11 protein-coding genes are annotated in these 15,486 nt (G+C 63.1%); 6 read left to right on the top strand and 5 right to left on the bottom strand.

Annotated features, from left to right (window positions below; translation table 11 throughout):
• Window positions 1-74: 74 nt before the first annotated feature.
• Window positions 75-2,606 carry a PAS domain S-box protein gene (locus C2L65_RS38085; protein ID WP_042305561.1) on the bottom strand — a complete coding sequence of 844 codons (2,532 nt, stop codon included), beginning with the start codon at window positions 2,604-2,606 and terminating at the stop codon, window positions 75-77.
• A gap of 1,098 nt (window positions 2,607-3,704) precedes the next feature.
• On the opposite strand from C2L65_RS38085, the gene C2L65_RS38080 reads away from it, so the two are divergent.
• On the top strand, window positions 3,705-5,606 hold the full coding sequence (locus C2L65_RS38080) for a methyl-accepting chemotaxis protein (protein ID WP_081921459.1): 1,902 nt from the start codon (window positions 3,705-3,707) through the stop codon (window positions 5,604-5,606).
• 62 nt (window positions 5,607-5,668) lie between these two features.
• Here the strand turns inward: C2L65_RS38080 and C2L65_RS38075 are convergent, their stop codons facing one another.
• Window positions 5,669-7,090 (bottom strand): spinster family MFS transporter, encoded by a 1,422-nt coding sequence (locus C2L65_RS38075; protein WP_042315377.1) that lies wholly within the window; start codon window positions 7,088-7,090, stop codon window positions 5,669-5,671.
• Between the two features lie 332 nt (window positions 7,091-7,422).
• Here C2L65_RS38075 and C2L65_RS38070 point away from each other — a divergent pair, with 332 nt between their 5' ends.
• A complete protein-coding gene (locus tag C2L65_RS38070) occupies window positions 7,423-8,517 on the top strand; it encodes a porin (protein WP_081921461.1) in 1,095 nt (364 codons plus the stop codon).
• 4 nt (window positions 8,518-8,521) lie between these two features.
• Here the strand turns inward: C2L65_RS38070 and C2L65_RS38065 are convergent, their stop codons facing one another.
• The gene (locus tag C2L65_RS38065; RefSeq protein WP_081921463.1) at window positions 8,522-9,556 is read right to left on the bottom strand and encodes a LysR family transcriptional regulator; all 1,035 of its coding nucleotides are present in this window, start codon (window positions 9,554-9,556) and stop codon (window positions 8,522-8,524) included.
• A complete protein-coding gene (locus C2L65_RS38060; protein WP_042315379.1) occupies window positions 9,553-10,530 on the bottom strand; it encodes an AraC family transcriptional regulator in 978 nt (325 codons plus the stop codon). The genes C2L65_RS38065 and C2L65_RS38060 overlap by 4 nt, the downstream gene beginning before the upstream one ends.
• Before the next feature lie 209 nt (window positions 10,531-10,739).
• Between C2L65_RS38060 and C2L65_RS38055 the strand changes: the two genes are divergently transcribed.
• Together C2L65_RS38055 and C2L65_RS38050 are read left to right on the top strand one after the other, a co-directional pair.
• Window positions 10,740-11,846 carry an NAD/NADP octopine/nopaline dehydrogenase family protein gene (locus C2L65_RS38055; RefSeq protein WP_042315381.1) on the top strand — a complete coding sequence of 369 codons (1,107 nt, stop codon included), beginning with the start codon at window positions 10,740-10,742 and terminating at the stop codon, window positions 11,844-11,846.
• A complete protein-coding gene (locus C2L65_RS38050) occupies window positions 11,843-12,868 on the top strand; it encodes a 3-hydroxybutyryl-CoA dehydrogenase (protein ID WP_233446638.1) in 1,026 nt (341 codons plus the stop codon). The genes C2L65_RS38055 and C2L65_RS38050 overlap by 4 nt, the downstream gene beginning before the upstream one ends.
• On the opposite strand, the gene C2L65_RS38045 is transcribed toward C2L65_RS38050, so the two are convergent.
• Window positions 12,828-13,853, bottom strand: a complete 1,026-nt coding sequence (locus C2L65_RS38045; RefSeq protein ID WP_042315383.1) for a substrate-binding domain-containing protein — start codon at window positions 13,851-13,853, stop codon at window positions 12,828-12,830. The genes C2L65_RS38050 and C2L65_RS38045 overlap by 41 nt on opposite strands.
• A 224-nt stretch (window positions 13,854-14,077) precedes the next feature.
• On the opposite strand from C2L65_RS38045, the gene C2L65_RS38040 reads away from it, so the two are divergent.
• Both C2L65_RS38040 and C2L65_RS38035 read left to right on the top strand, forming a co-directional pair.
• Window positions 14,078-15,136 (top strand): fatty acid desaturase, encoded by a 1,059-nt coding sequence (locus C2L65_RS38040; protein WP_042315384.1) that lies wholly within the window; start codon window positions 14,078-14,080, stop codon window positions 15,134-15,136.
• Between the two features lie 18 nt (window positions 15,137-15,154).
• Entirely contained in the window at window positions 15,155-15,478 is a 324-nt protein-coding gene (locus tag C2L65_RS38035) for a non-heme iron oxygenase ferredoxin subunit (RefSeq protein WP_042315386.1), read from the top strand.
• The last annotated feature ends 8 nt before the right edge of the window (window positions 15,479-15,486 follow it).

Raw genomic sequence — 15,486 nt, 5'->3', positions numbered from 1 at the left:
CCCCAGGATTTGCTTCTTGAGTTTTCGGAAGGATCGGTAAGCGTGCGCCTGGTCGTCTACATCAGTCGCGCACATCAGGCGCGCACATGCGTGACCGCAATCTGCAACACGCTCTCCAGTTCCGGCAGATCGACGGGCTTGGTCAGGTGCAGATCGAAGCCCGCCGCTTCCGTCTTCGCGCGGTCTTCACTGGTGCCGAGCCCTGTCATCGCGGCGATGACGGCGCCCGGCGCCGCAAGCGCCTTGCGGATATGCGGCAACGCCTCGAAGCCCGTCATCTTCGGCATCGACAGATCGAGTAGCACGAGATGCGGCTGCAGCGTCTGCGCCAGCTCGATGGCGGCCGCGCCGTCATACACCGCGTGCGCTTCGTGGCCGAGCACCTGCACGAGCGTCGCCATGCTGTCGGCGGAATCGACGTTGTCGTCGACCACCATCACCTTCAGATCGACGGGCTGCGAGGGCACAGGCGCTTCTTCGCGCACGGCTTCGGCGGCGATCGCATGACTGAACTCGGGCAGCCACACGGTGAACACGCTGCCTTTGCCGCGACCTTCGCTGTGCGCTTCGATATGCCCGCCATGCAGATCGACGATGGCGCGCGCAAGCGTCAACCCGATGCCGAGACCGCTCTTGTCAGCCTGTTCTTCCGTCGGCGTTTCCTGCACGAACAGATTGAAGATCGCGTCGATCGCATCGGGATCGATGCCGCGCCCGGAATCGTGAATGCGGATCGCGAGCAGACGGCCCGAGCGGAACACCTGCAAGCTGATCGACGCACCCGCCGGACTGAATTTCGACGCATTGTTCAGCAGGTTCTGCACCACCTGCACCATCCGCGTGAGATCGCCTTTGATCGTCATCGGCGTGTCGGGCAGCACCACATCGAGCGTCTGTTCGCGTGCCGCGAGCAAGGGCGCGCTGCCTTCGATGCTCAGTTGCGCGATGGCCTGCATCGACACCGGCTTCGGCTCGATCTGCACGCGTCCCAGCGTCACGCGGCCGGCGTCGAGCAGGTCGTCGACGAGGCGTGTGAGATGTGACAACTGCCGGTCGATCAGTTCATGCTCGGGTACGAACGCGTGATGATCGGCCGTCTTCAGTTGCAGCATGCTGACGGCGTTGCGCAGTGGCGCGAGCGGATTGCGCAGTTCGTGTCCGAGCAGCGCGAGGAACTGGCTCATGCGCTGGCTCGACGCCTCGAGTTCTTCGAGACGTCGCCGCCGCGACATGTCGCGTGTGATCTTCGCGAAGCCTTGCAGCGCGCCGTTCGGATCGCGCAAGGCCGTCGTGATGATGTTCGCCCAGAATATCGTGCCGTTCTTGCGCACGCGCCACTCTTCCATTTCGACGCGGCCTTCGCGCGCGGCGAGTTCGAGATCGCGTTGCGGCCGGCCTGCCGCGATGTCTTCGGGCGTGTAGAAGAGGGAGGCCGGCTGGCCGATCACTTCATGCGGCATGTAGCCCATCACCTGCGTGGAACCCGCGCTCCACGTCATGATGTGACCGTGCGAGTCGAGCATCGTGATCGCATAGTCCTTGATCGCATCGACCAGCACACGAAAGCGCTTGTCGAGTTCCCGCGCGTTGAAACGCTCGGTGACGTCGCGAATGAAATACGCGAGCTCGGTATGTCCGTCGAACTGCACGGGACACACGGAGAGTTCAGCAGGAAACTCGTTGCCGTCGATGCGCCGCGCGATCAGTTCCGTGCGGCTGCGATGCAAGGGCGTGTCCGCGCTCTGTTCCGGTGCGCTTTTGAACACGTCCAGTTCGGCATAGCGGGCCTTGCAGCGCGCCGGAAACAGCGCGTCGAGTATTGGGCGTCCCATCACCGCGTCACGCGCATAGCCGAAGGTGCGCGTCGCGGCATCGTTCCATTCGATGATGACGCCGTCGGCGTCAGTACACACGAACGCATCGTGCGTCGTGTCGAGCACGAGACGGCGGCGGCGCAGCGATGCTTCGAGCTTGCTGTCGGCGGCTTCGCGCAGGCTGATCTCGGTGCGCAGCCGGGCGATCGTGATGGTGTTCTGCTCGATCAGCGCGCGGTTCTCCGCGAACACGCGCTGATGCGCCATGCCTGACGCGACGAGCGACGTGATGCGTTCGAGCGTCTCGATGTCGTCGGCGGAGAATGCGTCGGTGCGGCTCGCCATCAGCTTCACGACGCCCGCTACTTCGGACTGATAGAGCAGCGGCGCGACGACCATCGACGTCGCGCCCACGCGCTTGCACGCGGCGGCATCCACGCGTGGATCGTCCGATGTGTCGCTGCTGTACAGCAAGTGCTTTTCGAGCGAGCACAGTCCCGACAGACTGCCGACGCGCTTGAGGCGCAAGCCGATGTGATGCGCGATGGTGCCGCTGCACGCGCGATACACCATCTCGTCGCCATCGACCCATTCGACCACGGAGGCATGCGCGGCAGGCACGAGTTCGAGCAGCGAGTCGGTGACGAGCGACAGAAAGCGGTCGAGGTCGAGTTTTGCAGCGGCGATTCTGGAGTGCGCGTCGATCAGTTTTCTTAAGCGTGCGTTTGCGAGGCGCTCGAGTTGGGTGGCGGTGTCGCTGGTGTCGATTTGTCGGTCCTGGCTGGCGTTCATCGTGAGCAGCTCCGTTCGATGCCGGTGACGTGTGCAGGCGCGATTTGCTGATTTGCTTGTGCTGCGTAGGTGGTGTGCCTATGCATGCTGCATGGATGCGCGAATCGCTGTTTCAAGGGTTATACACGTATGCGGGGGGCTCGCTCAAGGGCGCGATTTTCTGGTTTTTGCCTTTGCTTTTTTCTTTTTGCCTTTGCACTGGTATCCGCGTTTTGCCTTCGTGGTGCGGGCGGGTTGGTTGTTTTGTCTTTGCGCTGGCATCCGCGATTCGTTAGCGTGCTTCACGCGTCGCCCCTGTGCGGGGCGGCACCTACTTTTCTTTGCCGCCGCAAAGAAAAGTAGGCAAAAGAAAGCGGCTAACACCGCCAGTTCTAGTGTTTGCCTGAGGGCCCCCAAAGGGTCTTACGCTCCACACGGCAACGCGCCAGTCCGCGCTCGTTGCCAACGCTCTCCCTGTACGCCTCACCCGCTTCATGCACCCGCGTCACAGCACACCTTGCCAGATAGTCCACGGCCGCCCAGGTGGCAAACTGTGTGTCGGCCCCTTGTGCTCCACACGCATCACTTCGGACCGATAGCGCACGCCTCGATGTAAGAGCGCCGAGCTATACGCCGCGACAACCTACACACAGTTTGCCACCTGGGCGGCACATACCATTCGCTGCCGCTTGCCCGTGCATGGGTATTCGAAGCGGGTGAGGCGCTCATTCGGAGCGTTGGCAACATGCGCTGAACGGAGACGCCGCCGTATGAAGAGTAAGACCCGTTGGGGGCCCTCAGGCAGGAACAAGAACTGGCGGTGTTAGCCGCTTTCTTTTGCCTACTTTTCTTTGCGGCGGCAAAGAAAAGTAGGTGCCGCCCCGCACAGGGGCGACGCGTGAAGCACGCTAACGAATCGCGGATGCCAGCGAAAAGGCAAACCAAACCAAACCAAACCCAACCGCAAACGCCAACCAAAACCCAAATCAAAAGCCGTTGCAAACAAAAGAAACACCCCCAGATCGAGTCAATTATAAAAAATGCACTCTGTTCAGAATATGCGCGGCCGTTCCGTAATAGGCGATTGATCGATCAATTCATTCGCACAGGGAACCCCGCATGGGCATGCGCTCCATCGCAGTCAAACTGAGCCTCATATTCGGCGCGGCGCTCGCGGCCACGATACTGGCCATCACGCTATACGCGACGCTCAACGTGCGCCGCCAGGCCATCGAAAACTTCAATGACGCGGGCCTGGGCCAGATCCGCCAGATCGACAGCAGCCTGCGCGAGACCTTCAAGCGCATCCACGACAACGTCGTGTTCCTGTCGGACCTGCCGCTCGTGCAATCCGCGGACACGTCGGTCACCAACTACCTGACGCACGGCGGGCAGATGACGCCCGACACGAACGGCGGCGTCGAGACGGATATCTTTCATCTGCTGCAACGCTTCGGCGACAGCCATCCCGATCTCCGCTACGTCTACGTCGGCACGCAATGGGGCGGCTACGTGCAATGGCCGAAAGGCAAGTTCACAAGCGATCACTACGATCCGCGCGAGCGTCCGTGGTACGTGCAGGGCATGCAGGCAGCGGGCGCCGTGCGGCGCACGGCCGCCTACGCGAATTCGGGCGGCGACAACAACGTGATCATCAGCTTCGTGCGCTCGATCCAGAACGCCCAGGGCAAGCCGGTCGGCGTGCTCGGCATGGATATCTCACTGGATGGCTTCGCGAAGATGATCGGCCAGGTGCGTTTCGGCGAAACGGGCTACCTGATGGTCGTCGAAGACAGCGGCACCGTTCTGGTGGACCCGCACGACGCCGCACACAACTTCAAGGCGTTGAAGGATCTCGGCGACGGTTATCGCGATCTCGCGGCGATGGGGAACGGCACGCTGTCCGTCGATATCGGCGGCGCGCGGTATGACACTGTCGTCTATACGTCGCCGGAACTGGGCTGGAAATACATCGGCCTGATTCCGCACGCGGAGATGATGGCGTCGGCCAATCGCCTGAGCGCGATGCTGATTGTCGTGGGCCTCGTCGTGCTGCTGGTCGCGCTCGCGCTGACGACGGCGCTCGGCAGTCGTCTGACGGCGCCGCTGCGCCAGCTGTCGAACAGCATGCAGGACATCGCATCGGGCGACGGCGACCTCACGCGGCGTCTGCCCGTCGGCAGTAACGACGAAGTCGGCGTGCTCGCCGAGCAGTTCAACGCGTTCGTCGAGAAACTCAACGGCGTGCTGCTCGACATCCGCGACAGCAGCGCACTGCTGCGCACGGCGACGGGCGAGATATCGACGGGCAACGCCGATCTGTCCGCGCGCACCGAGCAGCAGGCGGCCGCGCTCGAAGAAACGGCGGCGAGCATGGAAGAGCTGACGGCCGCCGTCAAGCAGAACGCCGAAAGCGCGCGCCAGGCGAGCACGCTCGCCAGCGACGCCTCCGACGTAGCGCGCCGCAGCCACGAGGCCGTCGAGCGCGTCGTGTCGACGATGACCGACATCAGCCAGAGCTCGAACCGGATCGCCGATATCACGGGCATCATCGAAGGCATCGCGTTCCAGACGAATATTCTCGCGCTCAACGCCGCGGTCGAATCGGCGCGCGCCGGTGAGCATGGGCGCGGTTTCGCAGTTGTCGCGAGTGAAGTGCGCAGCCTCGCGCAGCGCTCGTCGAGTGCCGCGAAGGAGATCAAGGAACTGATCGGCGCGTCGGTCGATCGCATCAGAGATGGCTCGTCGCTGGCGGGCGAGGCAGGCGAGACGATGACGGAAGTGACGCGGGCCGTCGGCCAGGTGACGGCGATCATGAGCGAGATCGCGGCGGCTTCGGAAGAGCAGAGCCGCGGCATCGCGCAAGTGAACCTCGCGATCACGCAGATGGACGACGTCACCCAACAGAACGCCGCGCTGGTCGAGCAGGCGGCCGCCGCGTCGCGCTCGCTCGAAGATCAGGGGCGGCAACTCGATGAATCGGTGGCGGCGTTCCGGTTGAAGTCGGCGACAGCGTCTTGATGACGGTCACGCGGGAAGCAGCGGGCAATCGTGCATCGATTGCCCGTTGATGCGCTTCCGACTCAATGCACGGACACGCCGAGCACAGGCGCCGTGCTGGGTTCTGCGGCGGGCTCATTCGCACGACGATTCGACGCCTCGCGTGCAAGACTCTCCCGGAACTGCTTGCAGCCGATCCACAACAGAACAGCCGCGAGCCCGGACGCGACGAGGTTCACGATTGCCATCGAATGGCCAACCGCGAGCGGCGAGGCGAACACCTTGTCGGTGATCAGCGCGACGATGGTCGTGCCCGCACCGAGCGCAATCAGATTCGACACCAGCAGAAACACCGCGGAGATCTGCGCGCGCATCTGATTCGGCGCGAGCGTCTGCATCGCGGCCGTCGAGGTCGGCATCGGGAAAGACGCGAAGAACATCGCCAGCACCAGCAACGCAAGCGATGCGCCGAGGCTGCCAACCTGCGTGAACGCGACGGACGGAATCAGCATGCACACTGCGCCGATGCAGCCCGCGCGCATCGGCGCGTCGCTGCGGCCTTTGCGCAGCAGCCAGTCGTTGAACCAGCCGCCGCAGAACACACCCGTCGTGTTCGCAATCAGCAGCACGGTGCCGAGCGTGTAGCCCGCTTCGACAGGCGTGAGGCCAAAGCGGCGGATATAGAACGCGGGCGTCCAGCTCATCAGACAGAACAGCGTCATCGCGTAGAACGAGAAGCCGATGTAGTGGCAAAAGAACGTCTTGCCATGCGCGGTGATAAAGCGCAGCGCGTCGGGCATCGACACGCGCTTCACTTCACCCGAGCTGTCCTGCACGAGCCCCTTGCGCTGCGGATCGCGCACCGTCAACGCGAAGATCAGCGCAACGAGCAAACCGGGCAGGCCGACGATGAAGAACGTCAGCTGCCACGCGTGCATGTCGCCCAGCACGGGCAGCGTGAGCGTCGGCGTGTGCTTGAGCAGCGCGATCACATAGCCGCCAATCAGAAACGCAATGCCACCGCCGATAAACGACCCGAGCGAATAGATGGCGACGGCGCGGCCGAGCTTCTCCTTCGGGAAGTAGTCGGCGAGCATCGAATACGTCCCGGGCGAAAGCGCCGCTTCGCCGACGCCCACGCTCATGCGCGCAAAGAACATGTGCAGGAAGTTCTGGCTGAGTCCGCAGGCGGCCGTCGCGACGCTCCATAGCGCGACGCCGATCGAAATGATGCGCGGGCGCGCAAAGCGGTCGGCGAGATACGCGAGCGGCATGCCCATCACCGCATAGAAGAGCGAAAACGCAAAGCCGTGCAACAGGCTGAATTGCGTGTCGGTGAGATGCAGATCGCGCTTGATCGGCTCGATCATCAGCGCGAGCACCTGACGGTCGACGAATGAAAAGACATACGCCAGCATGCAGATCACGACAACGTACCACTCGTATGTGTAGCGTTTGCGGGTCAGATTGTTTCCCGCGAGATTGTTTCCCGATGAGGCAGTCATCCCGGTTCTCCAGTGTTCCAGTGTATCGATGAGGAGCAGGCGTCTCTTCGCGATGGGACGCACTGGTCGGAAAGCAGGGTACGTAAACAAATTTCGCCGACAAAGGTGCAAATGGCGCGTCCATATCGGCGCGTTCACCCATGCGTCTAAAGGAATTCCCAGGTCACGTGCAGCAAACCCGTGCGCAACAAGCCGCGCGGTGCTGCAAACGCGCTTGTGACAGCGCTCATGCATCGAATCTATAAGTGTTATACGGCGCGTTTGATCGACGCTCGAATTTGCGCTTTCTAGACTCGGCCCGGTTCAAATGACCAATGCCGGGAAAACAAGACATGACGAACTGGAAGTGGTGTGCATCGCTGCTGGGGTTGGCGGCACTGCCTGCATTTGCGCAATCGAGCGTGACGCTCTACGGACGAATCGACACCGCGATCGAGGTCGCGAACTTCGGACCCAATCACGTGACCCGCATGGGCAGCGGCAATATCTTCGCGACGAGTTGGGGTTTCAAGGGCGTCGAAGACCTGGGCGGCGGCTACGCGGCGATTTTCAAGCTGGAAAACGGCTTCAACTCGGCAAACGGCACGATCAACAACAATGGCGCGTTGTTCGGCCGTGAGGCATGGGTCGGCCTGACCGGGCCGTTTGGGGGACTGCAGGCAGGCAACACGTACACGATTCTGCACACGTCGTTCGTCACGTACAGCTTGCCTGGCTATGGCGCGGGTCTCGCGTGGGGCAACGCGTCGAACAATTTCGTCGGTCCGTCGTATCTGCGCGTGAGCAATTCGTTGCGTTATACGTCACCGCGCTTCGCAGGCTTTCTGTTGCGCGCGATGGCAGCACGCGGCGCGAATGGCACGGCCAACCAGCCGTCGACGCTCGGCGACACCTACGGCGCAGGGCTGAACTACGGGAACGGGCTCCTTTCGGTTGACGTCGATTACATGCAGCAGAAGTTCAGCACATCGAGCGCGGGCGCGCTGACCGCGAGCAGTCCGACCGCAGCGGGCAACTATCTGCTCGGTGCGATCTCGTACGACTTCGGCGTGATCAAGCCGTCATTCATCTATCTGCGTCATCGCGGGGGGCCCGACGTCGCGTCGATGGTGCCCGCCACCAGCGCGAACCCGCACAACGACCTGTACGAGCTGAACGCCACGGTGCCCATGGGGCGCGCTTCGCTGTTACTGAGCTACGGTCACTATCGCAAGATTGCGGACAGCGACGGCAACGCCGACTCGTATGGCGTGCGGCTCGATTACCCTTTGTCGAAGCGCACCGTGCTTTACACGGGCGCGGCGATGGTCCGCAACAACGCGCACGCGAGCTTTACGATCAACGGCGCAGCGGGCGGCGGCGTGCCGGTGGCGAAACCGGGCGCGACCGCGAGTTCGATTGTCGCTGGCGTGATGACGGCGTTTTGACAGGTCACGCTTGGGCGTCGGGCGGCACCGCGAGCCAACTGTCGAATGGCTCGCGCGAGCCGATGCGGAACAATTCCATCAACAGCGCGCGCAGCCAGCGGTGGCCGGGGTCGGCGTCGAAGCGCCGATGCCAGTAGGCGTTGACTGACCACGTGGCCGCATCAGCGATTTCGAAAGACGCCGTTTCGCCCGGCGCCGAGAATGCCTGCGCGACGGTGCGCGGCAGGATCAGCGCATAGTCGCAGCGCTGCAGGATGGCGGGTACGACCATGAAGTCCGGCACGGCCGCGCGAATCCGCGAGGTCAGGCCGTGTCGTTCGAGCAGCGCTATCGCCTGCGGATGCGACGTGACGGCGATAAAACGCAGCGCGGGCGGCACGTTGCGTTCGAGCACGAAGGCATCGTCGAGTCCGAGCCTGTCCGCGACGCGGCGCGGCATCAGCAGCATGTAGCGCTCTTGCAGCAGTTCGCTGCGATGAAAATGCGGCGACGCATGCGGAAAATGACCGAGCGCGAAATCGATGCGGCCGGATTCGAGCGCGACGTTGAACTGGGCTTCGTCGACGTGCTGGGTTTCGATGACGACACCTGGCGCACGCTCGTCGAGTTCACGCAGCAACGTGGGCAGAAACGCGCTTTCGGCAAAGTCGCTCATGTGCAGCCGGAAGATGCGGCGCGCGCTCGCGGGCGAGAATTGCGCACCTTCGTCCAGCACGTCCTGCAGGATGGTGAGCGCCCTGTCGACGGACGCGGCGAGGCGCTGCGCGCGTGGCGTCGGCTCGACTCCGCCGCCCGTGCGCACGAACAGCGCGTCGCGGAACATCAGGCGCAAGCGGCCCAATGCATGGCTCACCGACGGCTGTGTGACGCCGAGCCGCAACGCCGCGCGCCCGACGTGTTTCTCGATGAAGACGGCGTGAAAGGTCTTGAGCAGATTGAGGTCGCGGTCCTGCACGCGCAGCGCGTCGCCTTGGCCGGGCTCGCCATTCGACGCAGGAAAATCGTCCGGTTCGGGCAATGCGGAGGCGGGACGGCTCATGCGCCGCGCCTTGCCGTCGCCGAAGGCAGGCAGCCGTAGCGCCGCGCATACGCCTTCGCGAAATGTCCAAAGCTGTTCACGCCGTATTCGATCAGCACGTCCGTCACCGCACGCGACGGATCGCGCCGCAACGCGGCATGCACGGCTTCCAGACGCCGTTCGCGGATATACGCGGCAGGCGTCGTGTCGAGAAAGTCGCGAAAGCCGTTTTGCAACGTGCGCGGCGATACGCCGGCTTCGTGCGCGAGCGTCGTCATCGGCAACGGATCGCCGAGATGCGCGTCGATATAGTCGCGCGCCCGGCGCACATGGGTGGGCAGCGGCGACTGTGCGCCACGCACGAGCGCGTCCGAATAGCTATGCGGCAATTGCGTGAGCAGCACGGTCATCAGCCATTGGGTCAGATCGGGGCCGAGCACGTTCGCTCGCGCGCTTGCGTCGATCTGGCCGGACAGCGTACACAGATAGCGCAACGTGCCCTGGAACACGCCTGCGCCCGTGTGCGAAGGATCGACTGCCAGATCGAATACGAGCGGCTCGCGCAGCGTGGTTTGCAGCATCTCGGCGAGCTTCACTTCAAGCGCGGCGCGGTCGATGCGCAACAGCAGGTTGCGGCACTCACGGTCGGTGCGAATGCGTACCGCGCGCGTCGGCGACGATACGCTCATGCCGCCCGCGCTCACCGACGCGCGCTCGCTGCCCGAATGCAGCTCACAGCGGCCCGCGAGCGTTGAGCGAAACAGGTATTGACCGGCGAGATCGCCCGCTTCGATCGACGTCTCGCGCCCGTAGCACAGTTCCAGCAGGCTCGCGCGATGCAGCGCGACGCCGTACAGTTCGGCGCGCAGCGGACCGCGCCCGGCCACTTCCATGCGGTGCGGACACAGCAGTTGCGCCACTTCGCGTTCGATGTCTTCACACGCATGCGAAGCATCGAGCCGGTTGCGATGAGTGCGGGAGATCGCGATTTCCATGAGGTTTGCCTGACGGCTAGTACATTGCGCCGCCGCCGATGATGGATGAGACAAATTGTCCGCGCAAGGACGGAATGACCCGTATTGCATGTGAAGTATTGTGTGCGCCGGTGACGACGTTGCCGGTTTTGAATGTCCGTTGCGCGTATTGACGCGCCGCGCTGCTGCATGCCGCGTAGTCTCGATGTCATTGCACAAGGAGGCTCACGATGAAAGTCAGCGTATTGGGCGGCGGGCACGGTTGTTATGCAGCCGTGATCGACATGATCGAGAAAGGCCATGAAGTGACATGGTGGCGCCGCGATGGCGCGGCGTCGGCGCGGCTGCGCGAACTGGGCGCGTTACATGTGACGGACTTTCACGGACAACGGCGCGCTCCCATTGGCGACGGCGCGGGGATGATTCGCATCGTCGACGAACTGGGCGATGCGACGCGCGCGGCGCAGCTCATTGTGATTCCGCTGCCCGCGATCACGCACGAAGCGCTGGCCGCGCAGCTTGCGCCGCTGCTGACTGACGGGCAGGTCGTCTATCTTCCGCCGGGCACGTTCGGCAGCTATGTGTTCGCGAAGGCGATGGCCGATGCGAACAACACGAGCCGCGTCGCGTTCGCCGAAACAGGCACGCTGCCCTATCTGGTGCGCAAGCATGGCGAGAACGATGTCGTCATCAGCGCCTACGCCACGCGTCTGCCGACGGGCGTGTTTCCCGCGTCTGCGGCGCGGTGGGCGATGCCGCTGCTGAAGGACGCGTATCCGTCCATCGAGCCGATCGAAGACGCGTTGTCGGGTGCGCTGATGAACGCCGGCCCCGTGATTCATCCGCCGCTCATCATGATGAACGCGGGACCGCTCGAACACTTCGCGTCGTGGGACATCCACAACGAAGGCACGCAGCCGTCCATCCGCAGCGTGACCAATGCGCTCGACGCGGAACGCATGGCGGTGCGCGAGGCGCTCGGTTATCGCGCGCCACATTTTCCGCTTGCCGATCACTATGCGAGCGAGGGTGACGAATGGATGTACGGTCGCGGCGCGCACGGCAAGCTGACCGACAGCGGCGACTGGCGCGAGCATATCGATCTGCGCACGCATCGGTACATGCTCGAAGACACGCGGCTGGGGCTGTCGTTCATCGTATCGTGTGGACGCTGGGCCGGCGTGCCGGCGCCCGTCGCGCAGGGGCTGCTGAGCATCGCGAGCGCGGCTGTCGGACGCGATCTGTACGGCGAGGGGCGCACGCTGGAGCGGCTCGGACTTGCGGCGTTGTCGCGCGCGGAGATGTCCGCGTTGCTGGCGAACGGGATCGCGTCATGACAGACACGATGCTGACGCCGGTGCGGCATGTGCATATCGTCGGCGCGGGGCGCATGGGGCAGGGCATTGCGCTCGCGTTCGCATTCGCCGGTTTGCGCGCGACGCTGATCGATTTCAAGGTTCGCGATCCGGCCGCGCGTGAAGCGTTCGCCCGAACGGCGCTCGCTGACATCGCGAGACAGTTGCAGGTGCAAGCGGCGCTTGGGCGTATCACGCAGCAGCAGGCGGATGAGGCGATGCAACGCGTTGATATCGTCGATCGCGAAGAAGCACAACAGGTGCTGGCCACATCGCGGATCATATTCGAAGCGGTGCCCGAAGTGCTCGATGCGAAGAAAGAAGTGTTCGCATGGCTCGGTGAACATGCCGATGCGCGCACCGTGATCGCATCGACGACGTCGACTTTTCTCGTCACCGAGTTGCAGCGGATCGTCACGCATCCGCAGCGGCTGTTGAACGCGCACTGGCTGAATCCGGCGCATCTGATGCCGCTGGTCGAAGTCAGCCGCAGCGAGACCACGGATGCCGCTGTCGTCGCACAAGTGGTCGAGCTGCTCGCGCGCATCGGCAAGAAACCGGTTGTGTGCGCGCCGTCGGCGGGCTATATCGTGCCGCGCATTCAGGCACTGGCGATGAACGAGGCGGCGCGCATGGTCGAAGAAGGCGTCGCGAGCGCCGAAGATATCGACACGGCGATACGCACGGGCTTCGGCCTGCGCTTTGCTGTGCTCGGCTTGCTGGAGTTCATCGATTGGGGCGGCTGCGACATTCTCTACTACGCGTCGCATTACCTCGCGAAGGAGAAGGGCGATCGGTTCCTGCCCGCGGAGATCGTCAGCGGCAACATGGCGGCATCACGCAAGGGCTTGCGCGATGAGACGGGCTTCTATGATTACCGGAATGTCGATGTCGACCTGTATGTGAAAGAGCGGCTCGAAACGTTTGGACGCATGCTCGAGCACCTCGGTCTCGCGCCTGCATTCAATACAGCGAATAGCGCGAGTACGTCTCGATCGGAATGATGGCCTGTGAAGGCACGGCCGCGCCTTCGCGCGCGGTCTTCAGATGATCGACGGTGGTGCGCAGCATGAGGCGCATATCCTGCGTCAGCAGATAGTCGATCGCGTCGGAACGCAGTAGCGGCTCCGTGATGCGGTTGACCTCGTGCGTCACATAGAGCGTGCGGCCCGTCAGATTGTGCTCGCGCAGCGCGGCAGCAAGCCCCTCGTTGCCACCCGCGACGTTGTAGATACCGTCGAGCTTGCCGTGCGCCTTCAGGAAGCGGGTGGTTGCTTCGTAGGTCGCCGCCCCCGAATCGGCGCCCTTGATCACCTCGACCAGATTCACGTGCGGGAACCGTTGACGCAATAGCGAACGGAAGCCGATCTCGCGATCCTCGTGGCAGGTGTACGAAAACGTCGCGACGATCACGGCGACATCGGGCGACGCATGCGCCTGCAGATGCCGTCCGAGCAGAAAAGCTGCGGACTGTCCGGCCGCGCGGTTGTTGACGCCGACGTATGTGTGACGCGCGTCGGCGTCAACATCCGTGATCAGCGTGACGACGGGTTTGCCCGCCGCCATGCATTCGCGCAACGCCGACGACGTCGTCGCGGTGTTCGTGCAGATGATGCCGATGCCGTCCACCTCCGCCGTCGCCTGCCGGATACGGGCCGCGACTTCTTCGTCGGATGCGCCTACGCATTTCTCTACTTCGAGCCGCACACCGTTGGCCTCGAACTCCGCTTCGAGCGCAGTTGCCGTTCGAATCAACTCGTCCGTGAACGCGTCACCTGCTTGCGCGAGCAGCCGGAAATCATAGGCGGCCTGCTTTGCGCGAACGGCTGACCTCGCAGATGAACCTGTGCCGAGTTGCTTCAACGCCGCCTCGACTGCATGGCGCGTACGCGGGTGTACGCCGGGCCTGTCGTTCAGCGCGCGATCGATCGTCGCGCGGCTGAGCTGCGTGATCTCCATGAGTTGCTTGAGCGTCGGTTTGCTTTTCATCGTGGGTCCCCGCGCGGCGGCTCGAGTGATTGCATTGGCTCGATTTTGACTCATTTTGAGGCGTTTGTGTGAGGTATCAGCTTGCTACGCCGCAGCGTCACACTCTTCACGTCATGGATTACCCTCGATAACTCAAAATGAGGCATAAACGGCTTTGACTGATGCTCATAACGAGTCTTTAATGCACTCAGCGATGATCACTGCCTCAGCATCAGGAGCCATGCATGTCCGCACAGCAAGACAACTCGAAACCAATCACGATGGACGACTGGTACAAATGCCCGCTCGACCGCAAGGTGCTCAAAGAACTCACGCGCCGCAACGACCGCGACGCGCTCCTTTACCTCGGCGGCTTTCTCGCGATGGTCGCAGGCAGCGGCGTGCTCGCGTGGCTGTCGCTCGGCACGTGGTGGTGCGTGCCTGCGTTCCTGCTCTACGGGACGATCTACGCATTCGCCGAAGCGATGGAACACGAGTTGCGCCATCGCACGCCGTTTCGCAGCGAATGGCTGAATGCGTCGGTGCATTGGCTGATCTGCTTCATGACGTGGCGCGAGCAGATCTACAGCCGCTGGTCGCATGCGCAACATCACACATACACGCATCTGACGGCAACCGTGCCCGCCGATGTCGAAATCGCCGTAAAGCGGCCGCCGAACTATCTGAAGCTCGCAACCGATTTTCTGCGCGTCTCACACGGCATTCATCATCTCGGCAACATCGTGTTGCACAGCCTCGGCATCGTGTCGCGCAGCGCGAAAGCCGTCGTGCCGCCAATCGAATATCGCGCGATGTGCCGGAATTCGCGGATCGTTCTCGCGCTTTATGTCGGCGTGATTGCGTGGGCGATCGTCGCGCATAGCTGGCTGCCCGTCGTGTTTCTTCTGCTGCCGCGTGCGTATGGCGCATGGCTGCATGAACTGCTGGCCATCACGCAGCACACGGGGCTGCGCGAGAACGAACTCGACCATCGTTTCTCGACGCGAACCATCCGGCTCAATCCCGTTCTCCAGTTGCTGTACTGGAACATGAACTATCACGTCGAGCATCACATGTTTCCGAACGTGCCGTTCCACGCGCTGCCGGAACTGCGTAAAGCGATCGAGGCGGACCTGCCACCTGCTTACGACGGACTGTTCGGCGCCTGGAGCGAGATTCTGCACTTCCTGCGCATGCAGCGGCACGACCCGGAATACATGATCACGCCGCAAGTGCCGGGCAAGACGCCCGCTGCGCAAGCGCAACCCTCCGACGACGAAGCACTCGTCGCCCAGCCACGCTGAACACGAACGGTGTACGCAATGAACATTCTGCAATGGCATCAGGTCTGCGCCTGCGACGACATCGACGAAGAAGACGTGATGGAGTTCGAACACGAAGGCAAGCTGTACGCGGTCTATCACACGGCCACGGGGTTCTACGCCACGGCGGGACTCTGCACGCATGAAACGGCGCGCCTCGCCGATGGCTTTGTGTTCGGCGAGGTGATCGAGTGCCCGATGCACATGGGGCGCTTTCACATCCCGACGGGCGCCGCGAAGGGCGCGCCCGTGTGCGTGAACCTCGTTACGCATCCCGTCAAAACGGAAGAAGGCAACGTATTCATCGGCCTCGCCGCCGACTGATCGAGCAA

Origin of the sequence: Paraburkholderia terrae, from assembly GCF_002902925.1 — a bacterium.
Lineage (GTDB): Bacteria > Pseudomonadota > Gammaproteobacteria > Burkholderiales > Burkholderiaceae > Paraburkholderia > Paraburkholderia terrae.
This window is presented reverse-complemented; position numbering and strand designations above follow the sequence as displayed.

Coding starts and splice junctions, on each gene's coding strand:
- C2L65_RS38070 (WP_081921461.1), top strand. CDS start 7,423: ATGACGAACTGGAAGTGGTGTGCATCGCTGCTGGGGTTGGCGGCACTG.
- C2L65_RS38075 (WP_042315377.1), bottom strand. CDS start 7,090: ATGACTGCCTCATCGGGAAACAATCTCGCGGGAAACAATCTGACCCGC.
- C2L65_RS38040 (WP_042315384.1), top strand. CDS start 14,078: ATGTCCGCACAGCAAGACAACTCGAAACCAATCACGATGGACGACTGG.
- C2L65_RS38055 (WP_042315381.1), top strand. CDS start 10,740: ATGAAAGTCAGCGTATTGGGCGGCGGGCACGGTTGTTATGCAGCCGTG.
- C2L65_RS38080 (WP_081921459.1), top strand. CDS start 3,705: ATGGGCATGCGCTCCATCGCAGTCAAACTGAGCCTCATATTCGGCGCG.
- C2L65_RS38035 (WP_042315386.1), top strand. CDS start 15,155: ATGAACATTCTGCAATGGCATCAGGTCTGCGCCTGCGACGACATCGAC.
- C2L65_RS38045 (WP_042315383.1), bottom strand. CDS start 13,853: ATGAAAAGCAAACCGACGCTCAAGCAACTCATGGAGATCACGCAGCTC.
- C2L65_RS38085 (WP_042305561.1), bottom strand. CDS start 2,606: ATGAACGCCAGCCAGGACCGACAAATCGACACCAGCGACACCGCCACC.
- C2L65_RS38050 (WP_233446638.1), top strand. CDS start 11,843: ATGACAGACACGATGCTGACGCCGGTGCGGCATGTGCATATCGTCGGC.
- C2L65_RS38065 (WP_081921463.1), bottom strand. CDS start 9,556: ATGAGCCGTCCCGCCTCCGCATTGCCCGAACCGGACGATTTTCCTGCG.
- C2L65_RS38060 (WP_042315379.1), bottom strand. CDS start 10,530: ATGGAAATCGCGATCTCCCGCACTCATCGCAACCGGCTCGATGCTTCG.